This is a genomic window from Bdellovibrio sp. ZAP7 (assembly GCF_006874645.1).
GTDB lineage: Bacteria > Bdellovibrionota > Bdellovibrionia > Bdellovibrionales > Bdellovibrionaceae > Bdellovibrio.
In genome coordinates this window covers 1,853,623-1,872,173 of record NZ_CP030082.1, presented here as the reverse complement: position 1 = coordinate 1,872,173, position 18,551 = coordinate 1,853,623, and the positions used below count along the sequence as shown (strand labels likewise).

General features: G+C 45.2%; 13 protein-coding genes. 6 read left to right on the top strand and 7 right to left on the bottom strand.

What is annotated here, in order from left to right; translation table 11 throughout:
- Nucleotides 1–53: 53 nt before the first annotated feature.
- Genes DOM22_RS09010 through adeD form a run of 4 tightly spaced genes read left to right on the top strand, consistent with a single transcriptional unit; the run spans nucleotide 54 to nucleotide 6,420 of the window.
- The gene (locus tag DOM22_RS09010) at nucleotides 54–1,532 is read left to right on the top strand and encodes a xanthine dehydrogenase small subunit (RefSeq protein ID WP_142700039.1); all 1,479 of its coding nucleotides are present in this window, start codon (nucleotides 54–56) and stop codon (nucleotides 1,530–1,532) included.
- Nucleotides 1,523–3,856, top strand: coding sequence for a xanthine dehydrogenase molybdopterin binding subunit (locus tag DOM22_RS09005; RefSeq protein WP_142700038.1), 2,334 nt, complete (start codon nucleotides 1,523–1,525; stop codon nucleotides 3,854–3,856). Before DOM22_RS09010 ends, DOM22_RS09005 begins: the two co-directional genes overlap by 10 nt.
- Entirely contained in the window at nucleotides 3,843–4,646 is an 804-nt protein-coding gene (gene xdhC / locus DOM22_RS09000; protein ID WP_142700037.1) for a xanthine dehydrogenase accessory protein XdhC, read from the top strand. Before DOM22_RS09005 ends, xdhC begins: the two co-directional genes overlap by 14 nt.
- A gap of 13 nt (nucleotides 4,647–4,659) precedes the next feature.
- Nucleotides 4,660–6,420, top strand: coding sequence for an adenine deaminase (adeD, locus tag DOM22_RS08995; protein WP_142700036.1), 1,761 nt, complete (start codon nucleotides 4,660–4,662; stop codon nucleotides 6,418–6,420).
- A gap of 42 nt (nucleotides 6,421–6,462) precedes the next feature.
- On the opposite strand, the gene DOM22_RS08990 is transcribed toward adeD, so the two are convergent.
- Nucleotides 6,463–7,827 carry a TIGR01777 family oxidoreductase gene (locus DOM22_RS08990; RefSeq protein WP_142700035.1) on the bottom strand — a complete coding sequence of 455 codons (1,365 nt, stop codon included), beginning with the start codon at nucleotides 7,825–7,827 and terminating at the stop codon, nucleotides 6,463–6,465.
- 12 nt (nucleotides 7,828–7,839) lie between these two features.
- Nucleotides 7,840–9,138 carry a deoxyribodipyrimidine photo-lyase gene (locus DOM22_RS08985; RefSeq protein ID WP_246845915.1) on the bottom strand — a complete coding sequence of 433 codons (1,299 nt, stop codon included), beginning with the start codon at nucleotides 9,136–9,138 and terminating at the stop codon, nucleotides 7,840–7,842.
- A gap of 88 nt (nucleotides 9,139–9,226) precedes the next feature.
- Between DOM22_RS08985 and DOM22_RS08980 the strand changes: the two genes are divergently transcribed.
- Together DOM22_RS08980 and DOM22_RS08975 are read left to right on the top strand one after the other, a co-directional pair.
- Entirely contained in the window at nucleotides 9,227–10,657 is a 1,431-nt protein-coding gene (locus DOM22_RS08980; protein ID WP_142700034.1) for an AarF/ABC1/UbiB kinase family protein, read from the top strand.
- Nucleotides 10,658–10,663: 6 nt separating this feature from the next.
- Nucleotides 10,664–11,158 (top strand): TlpA disulfide reductase family protein, encoded by a 495-nt coding sequence (locus tag DOM22_RS08975; RefSeq protein ID WP_142700033.1) that lies wholly within the window; start codon nucleotides 10,664–10,666, stop codon nucleotides 11,156–11,158.
- Here DOM22_RS08975 and DOM22_RS08970 read toward each other — a convergent pair whose 3' ends face one another.
- From DOM22_RS08970 to DOM22_RS08950, 5 genes are all read right to left on the bottom strand, one after another.
- Nucleotides 11,159–12,430, bottom strand: coding sequence for an EF-hand domain-containing protein (locus DOM22_RS08970; protein WP_142700032.1), 1,272 nt, complete (start codon nucleotides 12,428–12,430; stop codon nucleotides 11,159–11,161).
- 21 nt (nucleotides 12,431–12,451) lie between these two features.
- Nucleotides 12,452–13,468 carry a hypothetical protein gene (locus DOM22_RS08965; RefSeq protein WP_142700031.1) on the bottom strand — a complete coding sequence of 339 codons (1,017 nt, stop codon included), beginning with the start codon at nucleotides 13,466–13,468 and terminating at the stop codon, nucleotides 12,452–12,454.
- On the bottom strand, nucleotides 13,465–13,923 hold the full coding sequence (locus tag DOM22_RS08960; RefSeq protein WP_142700030.1) for a hypothetical protein: 459 nt from the start codon (nucleotides 13,921–13,923) through the stop codon (nucleotides 13,465–13,467). Before DOM22_RS08960 ends, DOM22_RS08965 begins: the two co-directional genes overlap by 4 nt.
- Nucleotides 13,920–17,027: a hypothetical protein gene (locus DOM22_RS19895; RefSeq protein WP_168196613.1), complete on the bottom strand. Its 3,108-nt coding sequence runs from the start codon at nucleotides 17,025–17,027 to the stop codon at nucleotides 13,920–13,922. The genes DOM22_RS08960 and DOM22_RS19895 overlap by 4 nt, the downstream gene beginning before the upstream one ends.
- A 212-nt stretch (nucleotides 17,028–17,239) precedes the next feature.
- Nucleotides 17,240–18,511, bottom strand: a complete 1,272-nt coding sequence (locus DOM22_RS08950) for an EF-hand domain-containing protein (RefSeq protein WP_142700029.1) — start codon at nucleotides 18,509–18,511, stop codon at nucleotides 17,240–17,242.
- Between the last annotated feature and the right edge of the window lie 40 nt (nucleotides 18,512–18,551).

Genomic DNA, 18,551 nt, shown 5'->3' with positions numbered 1-18,551 from the left:
TTAGATACTTCAGACTACTTGCTACCTCACAAAATCCATGAGACGCCTATAGGATGGGTCAAATAGCAAAAAGAAATCATCTTCTAATCAACGTCAATGGCGAGACGATAAAGGTCTCTGGCGAAGAGGCTTTTCTGCCTCTTGCTCAATTCTTGCGTAATACTCTTCATAAACCCGGAACTAAGGTTGTTTGCGCTGAAGGCGACTGCGGTGCCTGCACGGTTGTGACAGCGACTTTACGTCAAGACGGTTGGCCTCCCTTGCGCGCGATTAATTCCTGTATCGCTCCCGTTTATCTTTTTGATCTTTCTTGCATTGTGACTGTTGAAGGCATGAAGCATGCGGAGTCTTTAAGTGAAGTGCAAAATAAAATGCGTGAATTTCACGGTGGGCAATGTGGCTTTTGCACGCCGGGCATGGTGTGCTCGATGGCGCAACTTGCAGAGGACTGCAAAGAGTCCAAACAAGAAGTCACCGAGAAAAAGGCCCGCAATTACCTGACTGGAAATTTGTGCCGCTGTACGGGTTATGAGCCGATTTTAAAGGCTGCGACAAATTTGGATTTAAATAAATGGGAGTCTTTGGCAGCTCGTTATTTAACATCGGCCTTAACGGCTCACTTCCAATCAGAGCTTCACGCCGGAATTGAAATCACTTCTGAGAATAAAAAGCTCTATATGCCCACGACTTTACCTGAGGCCTTCCAAATTAAGGCCGCTTCCAAGCAAGTCCGTTTAGTGGCCGGGGCGACGGATTTGGGGGTTTTAATTAATAAAGCCAAAACTTCTTTGCAGGAGATTCTGGTTCTTAATAAAATTTCTGGTGTTCACGCCGTGAATGGCTCCGCTCATGGAATCTTGATTGGCGCCATGGCTTCACTGACCGATGTTGAGAATTTTGTAAAATCCGCTCACCCGGAGCTAAAACGTCTTTTGCATATCTTTGCTTCTCCGCAGATTAAAAACCAGGGCACGTTGCTAGGAAATATTCTAAATGGCTCACCGATTGGTGATAGCATTCCCGCACTGATGGTGCTGGATGCGGAAATCCAACTGCAGTCGGTTCGCGGCGCTCGCACTGTAAAACTAAATGACTACTACAAGGGCTATAAGGTCTTTGATAAAGCGGAAGATGAAATCGCCACTGGCATTTTCGTTCCAGCTCTTAAAGGCAACTACCTACATCGTTATTTCAAAGTTTCATTGCGTAAAGATCTGGATATCTCTGCGGTTACTTGTGCCATCGTTTTAAAATTGGAAGGGACTAATATCTCTGAAGCCCGCGTCGCAATGGGTGGGGTTGGCCCTACCGTTACGCGCATGCCTTCCGTTGAAGCTCATTTGGTCGGTAAAACCTTTAATGAAATGACCTTTACTACAGCGGGATCGCTGGCTTCGGGATCGATTAAGCCGATTTCAGATCTACGCGCAAGCGCCGAATATCGTCACTTGGTGACTGAAAATCTGTTTAAAAAGTGTTTCCATGAAATGCAGGCCGAGTTGTCGTCACCAATGGAGGTTTTATGTCCATAGGAAAAAACATCCCGCATGATTCCTCTACGGGTCATGTCAGCGGCACCAGTGTATTTATTGATGATCGACTTATGCAACATGGAGAAGTCTTGGTCCTGCCCGTGGGTGTGCCTGCGGCAGCGGGAACACTTAAAGCCATACACTATGAAAAAGCTTTGAAAGCTCCGGGAGTTCTTGCGGCTTTTACAGCGAAGGATTTACATCACAATACCTGGGGCACGATCGTTGTTGAGCAGCCTATTTTGGTTGAAAGCAAAATTGGTTATTACGAAGAGCCGGCCATGATTTTGGTCGGAACAAATTACGATCAACTGTTACAAGCCCGTCAGTTGATCACTTTTGATATTGAAAAAGCTGATGCAGTTTTAACCATTGATGCTGGTATTGAAAAGAAAGATTTCATGTATCACGCGGGACCGATGAAATGCGGTGACGTCGATGCAGCGATGGCTTCAGCTCCCCACAGATTAAGTGGAATTTTTGAGTGTGGTGGCCAGGAGCATTTTTATTTAGAATCTCAGGCTTGTATCGCTTACCCATTAGAGGATGGCCAGATCGAAGTTCATTCCAGTTCCCAACACCCCACGGAAACCCAACATCTGGTGGCAGAAGCCTTGGGGCTCTCTCTTCATCAAGTCGTCTGCGTTGTGAAGCGCATGGGCGGTGGCTTTGGTGGCAAGGAAAGTCAGGCGGCACCCTTTGCAGCGATGGCTGCCTTAGTCGCACAAAAAATGAATCGTCCTGCCCGTCTGATTTTATCTAAAGATGACGACATGGCGATGACTGGCAAACGTCATCCGTTTAAAAACTTCTGGGATGTGGCTTTTGACGACCAAGGAATGATCTTGGGACTTAAATGCCATCTTTATGCGGATGGCGGAGCCTATGCCGATCTATCCAGCTCTATCTTAGATCGCGCTTTGTTTCATATCGATGGGGCTTACTATTTACCAAATGCTTTCATTGAAGGTCATGTCGTTCGTACCAACATGTACTCTAATACCGCCTTCCGTGGTTTCGGTGGTCCACAAGGAACGATGACCATTGAAAGCATTATTGAGGAAATGGCTGCTTATTTAAAAATCGATGCTCTTCTGATTCGCGAGCGAAATTGTTATCAGGAGCACACTCGCAACACCACTCACTACGGTCAAAAGCTTGAAAATACTCCCCTGACGGATTTATTCACGCGTCTGCGCAAAGACTGCGAGTATGATAAACGCCGTCTGGCGATTGATGAGTTTAATAAAAACTCCCAAGGAAAAATTCGCGGCCTATCTGTCTCAGCCACTAAGTTTGGTATCGCCTTTACCGCACGCTTTTTAAATCAAGGCAACGCTTCCGTGAATGTGCATAAAGATGGAACCGTGCAGGTTTCTACGGGCGCCACTGAAATGGGTCAGGGTGTAAACACCAAGATCCAACAAATCGTTGCACACTGCTTTGGAATTCCCGCAGAGCAAGTGCGTGTGATGGCAACCTCGACTGAGAAAAATCACAATACCTCTCCGACCGCCGCATCTAGCGGGGCAGATATCAATGGAGCCGCAGCCTTGAAAGCGGCCATGGGGATCCGCAAGCGTTTAGCTTGGGTCTTTCAACAGGTTTTGGCCAAGGCTCCGATGGATGATATCGCAGAGTGCCCGGCGTTTGATGAGGCAGCTCTTAAGTTTGAAGAATTTGAATTCAAAGATAGCACAGTCACCCACTTGCCGACTAAGACGCAGCTCTCGTGGGTGGATTTGCTTTTAAAAGCTTACTTTAACCGCGTAAGCCTAGGTGAGTATGCTCATTTTAAAACTGAAGGTTTGGGTTATTCCAAAGCCACGGGCAAAGGAACACCTTTTAAGTATTTCACCAATGGTGTCGCCGCGACGGAAGTTGAGATCGATACTAATACTGGCGAATACAAAATGCTTCGCACAGATATCTTAATGGATTTGGGTCGTCCTTTAAATCCAGGCATTGATCGCGGGCAAGTCACAGGTGCCTTTGTTCAAGGCATGGGCTGGGTGACTTCTGAAAAGCTTTACCATAATAAAGACGGAAGACTATTAAGTCATTCGCCAACGACTTATAAAATTCCGAATGTGCAAGATACGCCTCGCGTATTTAATGTCGAATTCATCGAGAACAATGGGAACACCGCAAATATTCACGGCTCTAAGGCTGTGGGTGAGCCGCCGTTTTTATTGGGAATCAGTGCTTGGACTGCAATCAAGGATGCTCTTCGCTACAAGGCTCAGGGAAAAATCCCGCAGATCATATCACCGGCCACTCCAGAAGTGGTTTTGATGGAGCTTTCACGCTATGACCGGGCCTAATTTTGAAACCTTCCTGAGCGCTTATAAAAAACTGCAAGAGGCAGGAAAAAACTTTGTCGCGGTCACCATGGTTAAACAAATTGGGTCTGCTCCTCAGGATGTGGGTGCAAAAGCCCTGGTGAGTCTTGACGGCCTGGAGTTTGGCACTGTCGGTGGTGGTAAAGTAGAAGCTGCTGCCATCAAAGAAGCTCAACGCATGATCCGTGAAGATCATAAGAATCATTTTGTGGATTGGAACTTACAAAAAGACATCGGCATGACCTGCGGCGGAGTTGTAAGTTTCTTTTTTGAACTTCATAAATCTCAAAATCCTTTTCATATTGCCGTATTCGGAGCAGGACATATTTCTCAGGAATTTGTGCGCATGCTTTTGTTCCTGGATTGCCACGTCACTTGCTTTGATCAACGCGAGGAATGGATTTCCCGCCTGCCTCAGTCTACAAAATTAAAAACTGTTGTAACGGATAAACTTTCAGAGGAAGTGGCAAAACTTCCAGAGAACTCTTATGTAACACTCATGACGATGGGGCATTCTTCGGACCTTCCTGTTTTAGTGGAAGTCATGAAAAATCGCAGTCGCTTTAGTTATGTGGGAAACGTGGGCAGCGATCAGAAAAGAAGACGCCTTGAGAGTGATCTTTTGGCGGCTGGTATTTCTGAAAACCTGCTTAAAGAATTTTACTGTCCGATGGGGGATTCTTTTGGTGGCAATAATCCAGCGGAAATTTCCTTTAGTATTGTTGCCCAGATTTTAAAAACCCGAGATGCCATTTTAAATTCTAAAAACTAGGAGCACTCTCCCCGTGTCATTGCAAAACAAAAGAACGCAAAATATTTCTCGCACTGAATTACCGACACGACTGGCGCAGGCCCGGGGTGATGAAGCTTTAGACGTGTTAATCAGGAATGTCCAAATTCTCGACGTCATCACTGGTGAAACCTATCCCAGTGCTATAGCCATTGGCGGGGAATATATTGTTGGCGTCGGCCTTGATTACCAGGATGCGACAGCAAAGCGCGTGATTGATGCCGCAGGGGCCTTTATCACTCCTGGCTTTATTGATGGACATTTGCACATTGAATCGTCGATGATGTCACCTTTTGAGTTTGAAGCAGCCACCTTACCCTTGGGTACCACAACGGCTATCTGTGATCCGCATGAAATTACCAATGTCCTGGGAGCTCGCGGGTTTGAATGGTTTTTAAGGTGCGCCGAGCTGACCAAACAAAATCTTTTTGTGCAGATGTCCTCTTGCGTGCCGGCTTTACCGGGATTTGAAACCACGGGATCTGATTTTACTTTAAGCGAAATGAAACACCTCAAAGACCATCCCGCCGTATTGGGACTGGCTGAGATGATGAATTTTCCAGGGGTGATTAATGCCGACAAAGATGTTTTGGATAAGGTGGAAGCCTTTTCTGATCTGAATCTGGATGGTCATGCTCCCCTGCTTCGCGGAAAAGCATTAAATGCTTATTTGCTTGCGGGAATTCAGAACTGTCACGAAACGGTCACCTTGGAAGAGGGCCGAGAAAAACTGCAAAAAGGAATGGGCCTTATCATTCGCGAAGGCAGTGTGGCTAAAAACTTAAAGACACTGGCGCCGTTGGTGAATGATTTTTCATCTCCGCAGTGTCTTTTGTGCACGGATGATCGCAATCCCTTTGAAATCGCGCATGAAGGTCACATCAACTATATTATTAAGGAATTAATCAACACTCATAAAGTGCCAGTTCATGTCGCTTATCGCTTAGCCACTTATTCCGCAGCTAAGCACTTTGGTTTAAAGCGTTTGGGGCTGGTCGCTCCAGGCAAAAAGGCTGACTTGGTTCTGTTGACTGATCTTTCTGAGGTGAAAATCAAAGACGTGATGATTGGTGGGCGACTTGTTTCTGAGCTGCGTTTACACGACGAAGTTCCGGCAAAATTGCAGGCTTCCCAGCCTCCAATGGAAAATACGATTAAACGCCCTCCGTTGAAAGAGAGTGATTTGAAGTATCCTGGTAAAAAAGGTCACTATAACGTGATCGAGATCGTGCAAAATGAAATCATCACGAAGCATTTAAAGTGCTTTTACGATGGTGTGCAGTTCGATCAAAGTGATATTTTGTATATGGCTAATATCGAACGCTATGGGCAAAACCTTCCGCCGGGACTGGGATTCGTCAAAGGCACGGGTTTAACCTCAGGGGCTTTGGCAAGTTCCGTAGCCCATGATTCCCATAACATCATGGTGATCGGAACCAATCTTAGCGACATGTGCGTAGCCGTGAACGAGATCATTCGCACGGGCGGCGGCTTTGTCGTTGCAGATCAGGGACAAGTGAAGGCTTCCGTCGAACTTCCGATTGCGGGTCTTTTAAGTCTGCAAAGTGCTGATGAAATCAAAGCTGGTATCGAGAATTTGAAAGGTGCCTTTAAAAGTCAGGGCGTGGTTTTAGAAGAACCCTTTATTCAAATGGCCTTTTTAGCGTTACCAGTTATTCCGACCTTGAAGCTTACTGATAAAGGTTTGGTCGATGTGACTCAGTTTAAATTTATTCCCCTGGAAGCAACGGTTTAAATAAAAAAGCCACCATTTAGAGGTGGCTTTTTTTGGACCTTCTTAAGGCTTTCTTGGCGTATCCATCCGGGAAATATAACTGCGGCGGTACTTGAAAATCTCCTCGACGTCTTTTCGGACAAACTTACTCGCAGTCAGCCACCCGATATATCCCAACGGCAAACGATAGCGGACCCGGTCCACCATCAGAGTGCCTCCTAAAAACGGCCTGAACTCATGCGTGTGATGCCATAACTGATAAGGACCTTTTTTTTGGTTATCCACGAAACGAAAAGGCGGCTTCCATTCGTCAATTTCTGTTTTCCATTTAGCGGGAAACCCGCGAATCTTTAATTTATAATCAATAACCGTCCCCTGCTCGATTTCTGGTGTAGAAACCGATTCGATATGAAAATTCAAACTTGGCGGTGTGATTGTTTCCAAGTTTCCTGGGTCTTTAAAGAAATGAAAGATTTCTTCTGGTGGCTGAGGAATAAATTGTTCTGCGTAAAAGATTTCTTCACCGTCTTTATAGGGAGCACAGATCTCCTCTAAAGCATTACGCAGATTGGGATATTGAAATGCAAACCCTAAACTCATGGCTTTTTCAGCACTGCCTCGAATAGAAGATAAAACAACTTCTGCTGCTTCTCCAAAGAGAGCTTTTAGCGCCAATGGTGGCACGGCTGGTCCTAACGATTTCCCCAGAGCGTCTACCAAGGTTTGAGAAAATTCGCGGTTCGTAACCGGATGCGGAGTACTGCCGTTAATAGGTCCGACGTAGTTATTATTTGCCAACGCTTCAGCAAACATCGCAACGATATCGTCGATATGAATCCAGCTCATCCAATGCTTTCCGTCACCTAGAACGCCACCGACCCCGGCTCTAAAGGGAAATAACATTTCTTCCAAAGCACCGCCCTGCTTGGACAGAACGATACTGGTGCGAATAAAAACTTTTCTGCCAGGTGCGTGACTGGAGGCGCGCTCCCACTCTTTGCAGACTTCGCTTAAGAAATCCATACCGGCATGATGATCTTCTTTTAAAATGGTATCAGCACAGCTTCCGTAATAGCCGATGGCGGAACCACCCACAAAGACACGAACATCTGGTGGGATGCTTTTAATCAGATTTTCCGTCGCTAGAACTCGGGATTGATAGATTGCTTTTTTCTTATCTTCCGTCCAGCGCATGCCGACCACGGGTTCGCCCACAAGATTAATCACCGCTTCGATGTGTTCTAAGCGTTTATCTTCGATTTTTCCATGAACTAAATCTCCCACCACGACTTCGCAGGGAAAAGGAAGGACTTCACGAGCCTTTGCCAGACTGCGACTGATCACCGTGATTTCATGTCCTTCACTTGCAAGTTTTTTTCCAAGTTCCTTACCAATGAGGCCTGTAGCACCGGTCATTAATACTTTCACTGGACACGTCCTTTATTTTTTAAGCGCTTTCGTAAATTCCTGCAGACAACGACCACGAGCTTCGTTGTGATCAATCATGGGTTTAGCATACTGTTCTGTTTCAAACTCCGGCACCCATTTTTTTATATACTCATTGTCAGGATCAAACTTTTTCGCCTGGGTTTCAGGGTTAAAAATTCGAAAATAAGGAGCCGCATCACAACCCGACCCAGCAGCCCATTGCCAGTTGCCATTATTCGCAGCCAGATCATAATCTAAGAGCTTTTTAGCAAAGTATCTCTCGCCTTCCGACCAATGAATAAGAAGATGCTTACATAAAAAGCTTGCGACCACCATGCGCACACGATTGTGCATAAAACCAGTGGCATTAAGCTCGCGCATACCTGCATCCACCAGCGGATACCCGGTCTGACCTTCGCACCATTTTTTAAAATCGGCTTTGGAGTTGCGCCAAGCAATCTTATCGTACTCAGGGCGGAAGCTACGTTTTTCAACTTCCGGAAAATGCCACAGTATCTGCATAAAGAAATCGCGCCAGATTAACTCGCTAAGCCACACCGGGGAAAACTTATTTCCCTCCCTTGCAAGTTCACGAACACTGACCGTTCCAAATCTTAGATGCAGGCCCAAGTGCGATGTCCCACCTTCAACGGCTGGAAGATCTCTGATTTTTGCATAGTTTTTAAGTGTTTTTGCAGAAATCTGCAGAGGCGGAAACTGAATCGCAGTTCTTTTAAATCCCAAGTCTTTTAGACTCGGAAGCTTTTCTGCCTTTTTACTTTTTAGATACGCTGACTCGTACTTATCATTCGGATAAGACTTCAAGTAAAAAGGCGTCAGAGTTTTTAACACGTTATTCTTATAGGGTGTATAGACGGTATAGGGCTTACCTTGACCAGTTAGAATTTCATCTTTTTCGAAAAGAGTTTGGTCCTTGTACGATTTAAATTCAGCACCGAAGGATTTAGCTATCGTGGCGATCTCTTTGTCTCTTTTTCGGGCATAGGGTTCATAATCACCATTCGTATAAATTGCAGTGATCTTATTTTTTTCAAAAAGCTCTTTAAAAACATCTTGCGGATTCCCATGGCGCACCCAAAGGTCCGATCCTTTTTCTTGGAGAGAAGCTTTTAGATTTGCCACGGTGTCGTAAATAAACGACACCCGGGCGTCGGCCTTATCTTCGATTTTATCTAAGATATCTGAGTCAAAAATGAAAAGCGGTTGAACAGCAGTGTTCTCTTTTAAGGCGTGATAGAGACCTGCATTGTCATTCAGCCTTAAATCGCGACGAAACCAGAAAATAACCATGGGATCCTCTTTGCTCAGCAACACACTCATGCGGCGCGTGGACATTTAAGGTTTAACATTGATCAAGTTATGGGTAAAATTTTGAAGCATGGATGAGAAAAAGTCTGCTAAAAAACAGAATAATGATGCGCAGGCATCTAAGAATGAAGATCAGGGGCTTCATAAAATCAAGTCCTCGGTTTTCTCTCGGGGTCTTTCTATCGCGAAGCTCACCCTGCAAACCGGGGCATCCGTGGCGCAACATGGAGTCACAACGGTTTTAAAATCCAAAGAATTTAAAGAAGCCAATTGGAAAAAGCTTTTAGAAACTCAAGCCTCCAATATCAGCACCGAATTGGGACAGCTTAAAGGCAGCCTGATGAAGGCCGGGCAAATGCTTTCCATGTATGGGGAGCACTTCCTTCCGCCGGAGGCGAATGAATTTTTGAAGTCTTTGCAGTCGGACTCTCCTTCGTTGAACTGGGTCGCAATCGAGAAGCGCTTAAAGGAACTTTTGCCGCCTGAAAAATTGGCACAGCTTGAAATCGAAAAAGAAGCCCTGGCATCAGCATCCATGGGCCAAGTTCATCGCGCAAAAATCAAAGCCACTGGAGAACTGATTGTTTTAAAAATTCAGTATCCCAACGTCGATAAAGCTATCGATAGCGACTTACGTGCGATTAAAACCTTGCTGTCCACTTTAAAGCTGATTCCTAAAGACTTTAATACGGATTCTTTATTTTCCGAAATTCGCGAGATGCTGCTGCAGGAAACGGACTACCTGCAAGAAGCAGATGCCACCGAAGACTATCACCGCCGTCTGGAGGGAGATAAACGTTTTGTCGTCCCGAAAGTTTTCCGTGAATTTTCGGGGCCTAAGATTTTAGCGACCTCGTTTGAGCGCGGACTTCGTGCTGATGATCCGGTGATTCAATCTTTGCCTCAGGAGCGTCGCAATCGTCTCGCCACCAATTTCTTGGATCTGTATTTTAAAGAAATTTTTGAATGGGGAGTTGTGCAAACGGATCCACATAGCGGAAACTATCGTATTCGCATCGATCCCCAAGGCCATGATCAATTGATCCTTCTGGATTTCGGTGCAACCCGCATTTACGACGCTTCCTTTTTGATTCCTTATCGCCAAATGGTGAAAGGCTCCCTGTTCAATAATCGTGAGATGTTCACGGAAGCAGCCCTAAAGCTTGGCTTTATCAAAGAAGGTGATAGCGCAGAATTAAAATCTGTGTTTGAAGCTTTCTGCTTTGAGACGGTCGAGCCCTTTATCGAGTTTAATGATCCTCGCAATACTTTGGGAGTCATTGACCAACAAGGTAATTACGACTGGAAAAATACGGATCTTCCGCAACGCTTATCAAAAAAGGTTTTTCAGATTGCCCGTCAGTTTTCTTTTAGAACCCCACCGCGGGAAATTATTTTTCTGGATCGCAAAACCGGTGGTGTTTTTATTTTCCTATCAATCTTAAAAGCAAAAATGCGCGGTCGCGACTTGCTTCTTAAGTACTTAAACAAAATGGATTGATGTTTTATGTTACGTGCCTTAGCCCTGGTATTTGGTTCTTTGATTTCGCTTCAGGTTTTTGCTGCTGATACGGCTTTGAACATTTCATTTAATAAGCTTCCGGGAAACTCAATTAACGAACACAAGATTCGCTTTGAGGATTTAAAGGGCAAAGTCGTTCTGGTGGATTTTTGGGCGACCTGGTGTGAGCCCTGCAAAGAGGCCCTGCCCCACTATTCGGCGCTTTATAAGAAGTATAAGAACCAGGGCTTAGTGGTTTTAGCGGTCAATGAAGACGACAACGAAAAGGAACGGAATGCTTACTTAAAGAAATCTCCGTACCCGTTTCCTGTCTTTGTAGATCCAGATCGAAAATTTATGAATTCCTTTGATGTCGTGGCGATTCCTACGGTTTTCGTGTTTGATAAAAACACAAAGCCTGTGACTTTCGTTCGCGGCTTTGACGCTAAGAAAGCACAGGCTTTAGAGAAAACCGTTCAGGACTTACTGAACGGGAAATAACTATTTGGTGTCAGCGAGATTCGTTTGGATATACGGTGCAAACCAAATATCGTAAACGTTTCCAGTTTTCTTTTTACCTTTGGCATCGGTATACCAGAACTTCGCACGCTGGCGAATCTCAGCGTTTTTACCGCGAGCTTCCTCGTAGTTTTCATAGTTCAAAGAAATCTTATCCAATTTCAAAGCGGCCTTCGTCAGTTCACCTTTTTGGGAAACGCCGTCACCGTTGATGTCTTTCCAAAGCACCAAGCGTTTAAATTCTTTATCCTTGGCATCAATCACGCCGTCTTTATTGGAATCGAATTTCTTCAAGGATTCAAAACCATTGATCGCCGTGTTGTTGTCCCCAAAAAGCTCGTCTTTCTTATCGATCATGCCGTTTTTGTCGCGGTCGATCGCTAAGAAAAACCCTGGATGATTGGCATTCGGCCAATACACTTTTCCGCCTGGATTCAGAGGAAATGAACTTACGTTTTCAAACTTTGGCAAGTTGTCATCAAAGAACACCATTAGAGGTGACCAATAACCGCCGCAAAAACCTGTTTCACCTGGGAAGCTGATGAAGATTTCAACTGTCGAGCGGTCTGGAGAAACGTTGAAGCCACCAATAGTGGCTGTAACGGTTCCGTCCTTACCCATGAAGTCTCCGCAACCATAGGTTGGCATTTTTGATGACCAACCATAATCCCCGAAAACCGGGCCCGTTTTACAGTCCAAGATCTCTTGCTCAAAACTCATATTCCCTAAAGAAACATTTGATTTTGAAACGGAGATATTTGCTTGGTTATCGACTGTCACGCCCGTAGGAATTTTCGTTTTAAACTCAACGATATTCCCGTAGACCGCAGCTGTACCGCCGGCCGGGGTCATTCTTACCTTAGAGGCTTTAATGTTGCCCACGCTACCGTTACCGACATTCCCGGTACCTTCCGGAGTTACGATAACGGCTGGATACTCAACACCCAGATTATAGTTTGTGGCACCGACCAGAATATTAATATCTGCGGTGATGAGTGAGCTCTTCGCCAGTGGATTTGTCACAGCACGAAGGTTCGTACCGAAACATGAATTCACTAGACGCACCGTCATCGTTTCTCGGCCGGACCGCGTGACTGTTCCAGAAGCTGGAGCTCCGACAACGGATTCCCCGGAACTCACCGAGTTCACTGCCATCGGCACGTCTTTACTGACTGTCACAACGTTGTTTTGGTCTGCAAAAGCACTGGAAGTCAACAAGACCAGCGCGCCTCCCAAAATAGCTATTGTTTTCATAACGTCCCCCTAAAGCGGATACTAGTTTTGTCCGTCTAATCTTTCCGCTTTAAAAATTTTAAAATAAATCATTCTTTTTAAGACTGAATCGCGGCGGAAAATCATTTTTTCCACCCCGTCCGCAAGCAACGTCGGTTTTTCCCAACCGCCGTTTCTGTATTCTGTGACATACAGATTTAAAGGCGTCGTGCGATACTCGCTGGCCTTTTTCTTGTCATCGATTTCAACATAGTATTTTGCGATTTTAATAACTCTTGTACGGACGATAGTTTGTCCCCCACCCACAGATGGAAGGGTACGTAAAAACGTATCTAAACTATCAATCACTTTACCATTATACGGTTGTGTATTCTTAAATAAGCTTGCTGCTTCATTATTCAATCCCTGCAACGAATCACCTGCTGCCGTAGAAACTGAGCCTACATAGATGGGGCTGCGTGGTGGAATCTTCATATCTATCACGCCCCCTGGTGCAGGACGAATGCGACTTGGAGTATCGTACATCAATAGATTTCCATCTCGCCAAAACCCGGGGCGTCCGCCATTGGCTTCGTTAGAAATCCATTTTCTGTTATTCGCGGGACTAAAAGTAAGAGACGCTGGTTTATTGGGATCCCCAGGATCCGTACCGATGATATACGCCCATACCGGATCGTAAGTTAAAAGAGGCCCTGCTCCCATATCCTGAGTGACAACGTAAAATGCTCTTTTGCCAGAGTAGATTAATGTAAAATCACGGTCAGTTTTACCAGTTAGAACATTTTCGGTGATATCAGGGTAATAATCGTAAAAGTTGTTCCCGTTATCGTCTTTGACGACGATGTTATTATAAGAAGCTTCCACACCATTTAGATTTTTAAATGTAATACGCTCGGCAAGATTCTGGTCGATGGAATCGTCCAGTTGTCTTGTCAATTTTGTTTGCTCTTTCGTGATTTGGACCTGCACTGCAACGACAACAGAAATAACCACCGCGGATAATCCTATCCCGACCAGAAGCTCTGCTAGTGATAGACCCTTTTGATTTCGAATCATCATTTTGCACTCACCACGAATGTGTAGTCTCTAAATTTCTCAGGCAACCAGCTTTTATGAGTCATACGTAAGGTCACTAAATAAAGACCACGATATTTTTCATACGGCTGAATCAAATATCCATAAGTTCCCTGACAAGTATCGCACTGCCCTTTGGCTGCAACTCGGCCCACATCCCACTGCATTGGAAGATTGTTCAAAGCCAGGTAGGTATCGATTTGGGAAGGATCATAGTCAAAGTTCACTTGATAGTCTTGAACTCCGGCTTTGATGTTCTCGGAAATATCTGACACCTGACGATCTGTCGCAGAAGCCAGCAAGCTCGATCTTGAAGTATTACGTAGCTGCACCAGTCCACCCGTAAAAGCCAGACCGATCACCGAGATCAGACCTAAAGCAACCAGTGCTTCAACGATGGATTGACCTTTTGATTGTTGAAGAAGTGATTTTTTAATCATAGTCCTGAACCTTCCCTAGACTGCTCGACAACGAAATAGTGGTAGATACGACGTTTACAAGTCGGAACGGTTTGTGTCGCCCCTACCGGGATACCACAATCCGGATCCACTGCTGTCCACTTAAATGGATCTGCTTTCGCGCGTAAACTGATCACGTTACAAGCCATACGATCCGCTGTTTCTTGGATAGACGGCATCGGATGCCAGATCGGTGACGGCAAATTATCACATTTCGTAATATTGCTAGGCTCTGATAATGGATGCAAAATTCCACGCTCTCTCAATTCTTGAGTCGCCTGAGGATAGTAGATACTGCTCCAAACGATACCCGTGCGAATCGCCTGTTCATCGATTTTCAGAGTCTTACCAATGATAAAGGTACCGATGATGCGCAATGGTTTCGTACGACCGCCTTGGATCGTCAAGTTGTCACAAGTATAGAATCCAGCCACAAAGTTCGCCTTAGGAGTAATCACGCAGTCTTTAACGATCGAGCGAACATAGAAGTCTTGATCATCGACTTGCCAAACTCTTGTTGGCACCACAGGGTCAGCCGCGGTCGCGTTCAAATCACCTGCGAAGTTCCAAGATTTTCTTGTACCTGGAGAGAAGCTCACACCCCAGTTCGCAGCACCGAAAGACTGGGAGTTAATCATATTATAGTAGTCTTCGCACTTTGCAGCCATATCTGCCGTCTCATCGGACGTAACACCTGCTGAAGACGTTGAGGAAAGACCGGTAGGACGAGTGATATTACCACTAGCTCCGATATGGTAGTTTAAATAACCACGCAGATGGGCGGGATCCGCTGTTGAACGGACCGGAATACTATTAAAGTAAGTACCGTCGTAACCTTTAAGACGAATTGAGAAATCAGCAATACGGACACCCGCACTGTTCATTAGGTACAACCCATTATTGATACTGATAAAAACATCCAGACGATCTTTATATTCTTTTCCTGTCCAGCTGTAAGCTTTGTCCAAGTCAATTTCGAATGACGGAGGATTTTTTTCCAAAGCCGTATAGGCATCAAGCTGTGCCGTATACTTCGCAATATTATTTTGGGCGTCTGTCATGGCCTTGGAATAATTCGTCGAATTTGTTTCAGCAGCACTGATCTGATTTTTCAAATCAGAAATTTCCGATTTTTTGACTGAAATCTGAGTCTTTAAGTCTTTGATCTTATCTGAATCCTGGTACCCACCTGGAGGAGGTGTCACTGTCGGAGAAACTGTTGGTGATGCTGTAGCACTTGCTGTTGCTGTGGCTGTTGGAGAAGCCGAGGCTGTTGCTGTTGGAGAAGCCGACGCTGTCGCTGTCGGCGAAGCAGATGCCGTAGCTGTTGCTGTCGGTGAAGCTGTCGGTGAAGCTGTCGGTGAAGCCGTGGCAGTCGGAGATGCCGTTGCCGTAGCTGTTGCCGTCGGACTTGGCGAAACTGTTGCCGTAGCCGTCGGTGAAGGAGACGGTGTTGCCACTGGCTCCACTGGCTTCGCTTGCTCTGCATCTAATTGATCTTCTAAATTTCTTAACTCCGATTCTGCGGTATTTAACTTATTTTTTAGCTTAGTTAAGCTATCTGCATTCGATGTGTCTGCATTTTTTGCGTTCTTATAATCAGTGTTAGCCTGATTTAAGCTTGCGACGATTGCTGCTTTTCTCGCTGGATTTAGAACAGGAGGGTAAATTGTAACATTCCCGTCCTTAACCAGATCGACACTAAATGAACGGGCATCAGCACCTGTACCGTATGAAAATTCAACGTTCATAATAGCACCCGTTAACTTATTCTTATTATCAACAGACCACTTACCAGTACTCCAGTCTCCTGACGTGGTTGGAGACGGCAACTGATTTTTTTGAGGATAGAACGTATTGTAATTCGTAAGAACAACACGATATGGGTCGTCTGGATTCGTTCCAGGAGTGGCCTTAATATTAGACGCCTCCATGGATTCAAGTTGTGTACTTTTTTGATTAAGTTCCGCACAAATCTTATTAAGGTCAAATTCAGTACCAGATGAGCCACTGGCAGTTCCTGACATAACGTCAAGACCCAAGTCACGCATACCATCGTTTTCGATACCTCTTAGGAAACCGCCAAACACGCGGGAATCAGACCAATAACGGTCAGGAAGTGCACCCTGAGTTGGTGGATTATACGGAGAGTTGTCGGGTTTTAAAATCCAACCATTCCCCATGTACACGCGATCCGCAAAGGTTACGCCAGCGTAGTTCGAGTTAGAAGCATTGCCGCTATCCACAGGTAAGTTGATGTTACCGTTTACGAAAACGGGGCTTTTAAAAATCATGCCGGGGCTTGTGCCCATGGTTGCTTTGTTTGCAAATTTATGGAAAATAACGTCGCCATTTTTCGGCGGAACGGAATCCCACGTACGGTCCATGCGAAGGTCACCGGGAAGAACCAGCGCAAAGGAACCTAGCTCGCGTGGATAGATAGCGATTTGCGCACGCACTTCAAGAGGTGCACTTCCGATTTGGATGACCGTTTTGTTTTTATCGATCAATGAAATCTGTGCCGAGATGTAAACTTCACGTCCCGCTTTCGGCAAATAACCGGAGTTAGCTGGACGACTCAAATACATACGAATACCTTGAACGGGAATTTCTTTACCCGTTTGCTCATCCACGACACGTTTCAAATTGTTCACGACCGGAAATAAGGGATGGGCTGAGGACACCGGAAAGTTCAATGTCATATCAATGGCATCAAGGCGTAATTTATCCAAATTGGAATCATGGGGACCAATATTCGCGCCAGCAGCCACCATTCCCTTAAGGGATGCCAACTGTTCATCTGACATCACCAAACGTTCGACGTTACCTGGGTTGTTCCAGTCGCAGCTGGTGGTGTTTTGCAAAAGTGATCCATTATCAAAGCAATACTTTTGACGGATACCAAACACCACGTAGTCCATCGCGCTATTTACTGCGAATTTTAGGTTTACTACGTTTTTAGTTTTAACTACTTGTCTTCGTTGAGAGATAACGTACGCAGACAGGAAATAAAAACTAATGCTCATGACCGCGATAGCGGTAAGCACCTGCAGAATTGCGTTACCTTTTTGTTTACTCGTTTTCATAAACATACCGATGGCTCCTGTGAGAACTTATCGGTAAAGAACCCGACAAACCTTATGGAACAACCGGACTTTTCAAGGAATTTTAGGTAATTACGCTAAGTATCTGCGCACTTTTGTATCAATAAAAACGTCCTTCTGTTTCATTTAAAGACATTTCAAAATTTGCACTGAAATCCTAATATAGGAAACGTCTCTTCATGAGACCTGTCATCTCATAATTTCGTTTCTGCAAGACGGCTCGGAATATGAGGTGCAAGCCAAATGTCATAAATATTACCCGCGCGCACCTTTCCTTTCGAATCGGTGTACCAGAACTTTGCACGCTCGCGAATTTCCGCGTTTCCTAAACTTTCTGCACTCACACGGTATTTCAAAGAAATTCTAGTAAGTTTCAATCCTGCTTTTGTCAGTTCCCGAGGTTGACTGATACCATCTGCATTTTCGTCATTCCATAAGACTAATTTTGCAAAGTCTTTGTCTTTAGCATCAATGAAACCATCATGATTGCTATCGAGTTTCTTCAAAGACTCAAAGCCATTAATAGCCGAATTGTTATCACCAAAAAGTTCATCCTTTTGATCGATCTTTCCGTTGCGATCGCGATCCATCGCCAGAAAAAATCCAGGGCTCTTTGCATCTGGCCAATAGACTTTTCCCCCTGGGTTTAAAGGGAAATCAGAAAGAGTATTAAACTTAGGAAGTTTATCATCAAAGAATACCATCAACGGTGACCAGAACCCTCCACAAAAACCCGTCTCGCCCGGAAAGCTGATGAAAAGTTCAACCAAGGAACGGTCGGGAGCAACGTTAAAACCACCAAATGTTGCGGTTATATCCCCGTCTTTCCCCATGAATGCACCACATTTATAAGTCGGCATTTTAGATGACCAACCATAATCACCAAACACAGGTCCCGCATTGCAGTCTTGAACCGTTTGCAGGAAAGACATCTTTCCTAAAGAAACTGAATCTTTCGAAATCGTGATATTAGCTTCATTATCAACGGTAACCGCCGTAGGTATTTTCGTTCTGAATTCGACAATATTACCAAACGCCGAAACGGTCCCCCCGACAGGATCGACACTGGCTTTAGAAGCATTAAAGTTCGACACGGTCCCAGAAGCTGGAACACCACTTCCGCCAGCACCCACGAGGGCAGCGGGATATTCTGCAAACAGATGGTACTTGGTACCACCCACCATGATATCGATATCAGCATTAATCAGCGAGCTTTTCGCCAACGGATTTGAAACCGCCCGCAAATTCGTTGCAAAGCAGGAGTTGATCAAGCGAACTGTCATGGTGCTTTTTCCCGAACGAGTCACTGTTCCAGAGGCTGGAGCACCCGATAGGGATTCACCAGTGGAAACAGAGTTGACCGCCATAGGTACGTCTTTACCGACCGTCACCACGGACGCTTGATCAGCGTGAGCAACTGCGGAATACCACGCGACGATAGCTATCAAGCAAATACTTTTTTTCATAACGCTCCCCTTGCGCAAAAAACGTCCTGAACTATCCAAA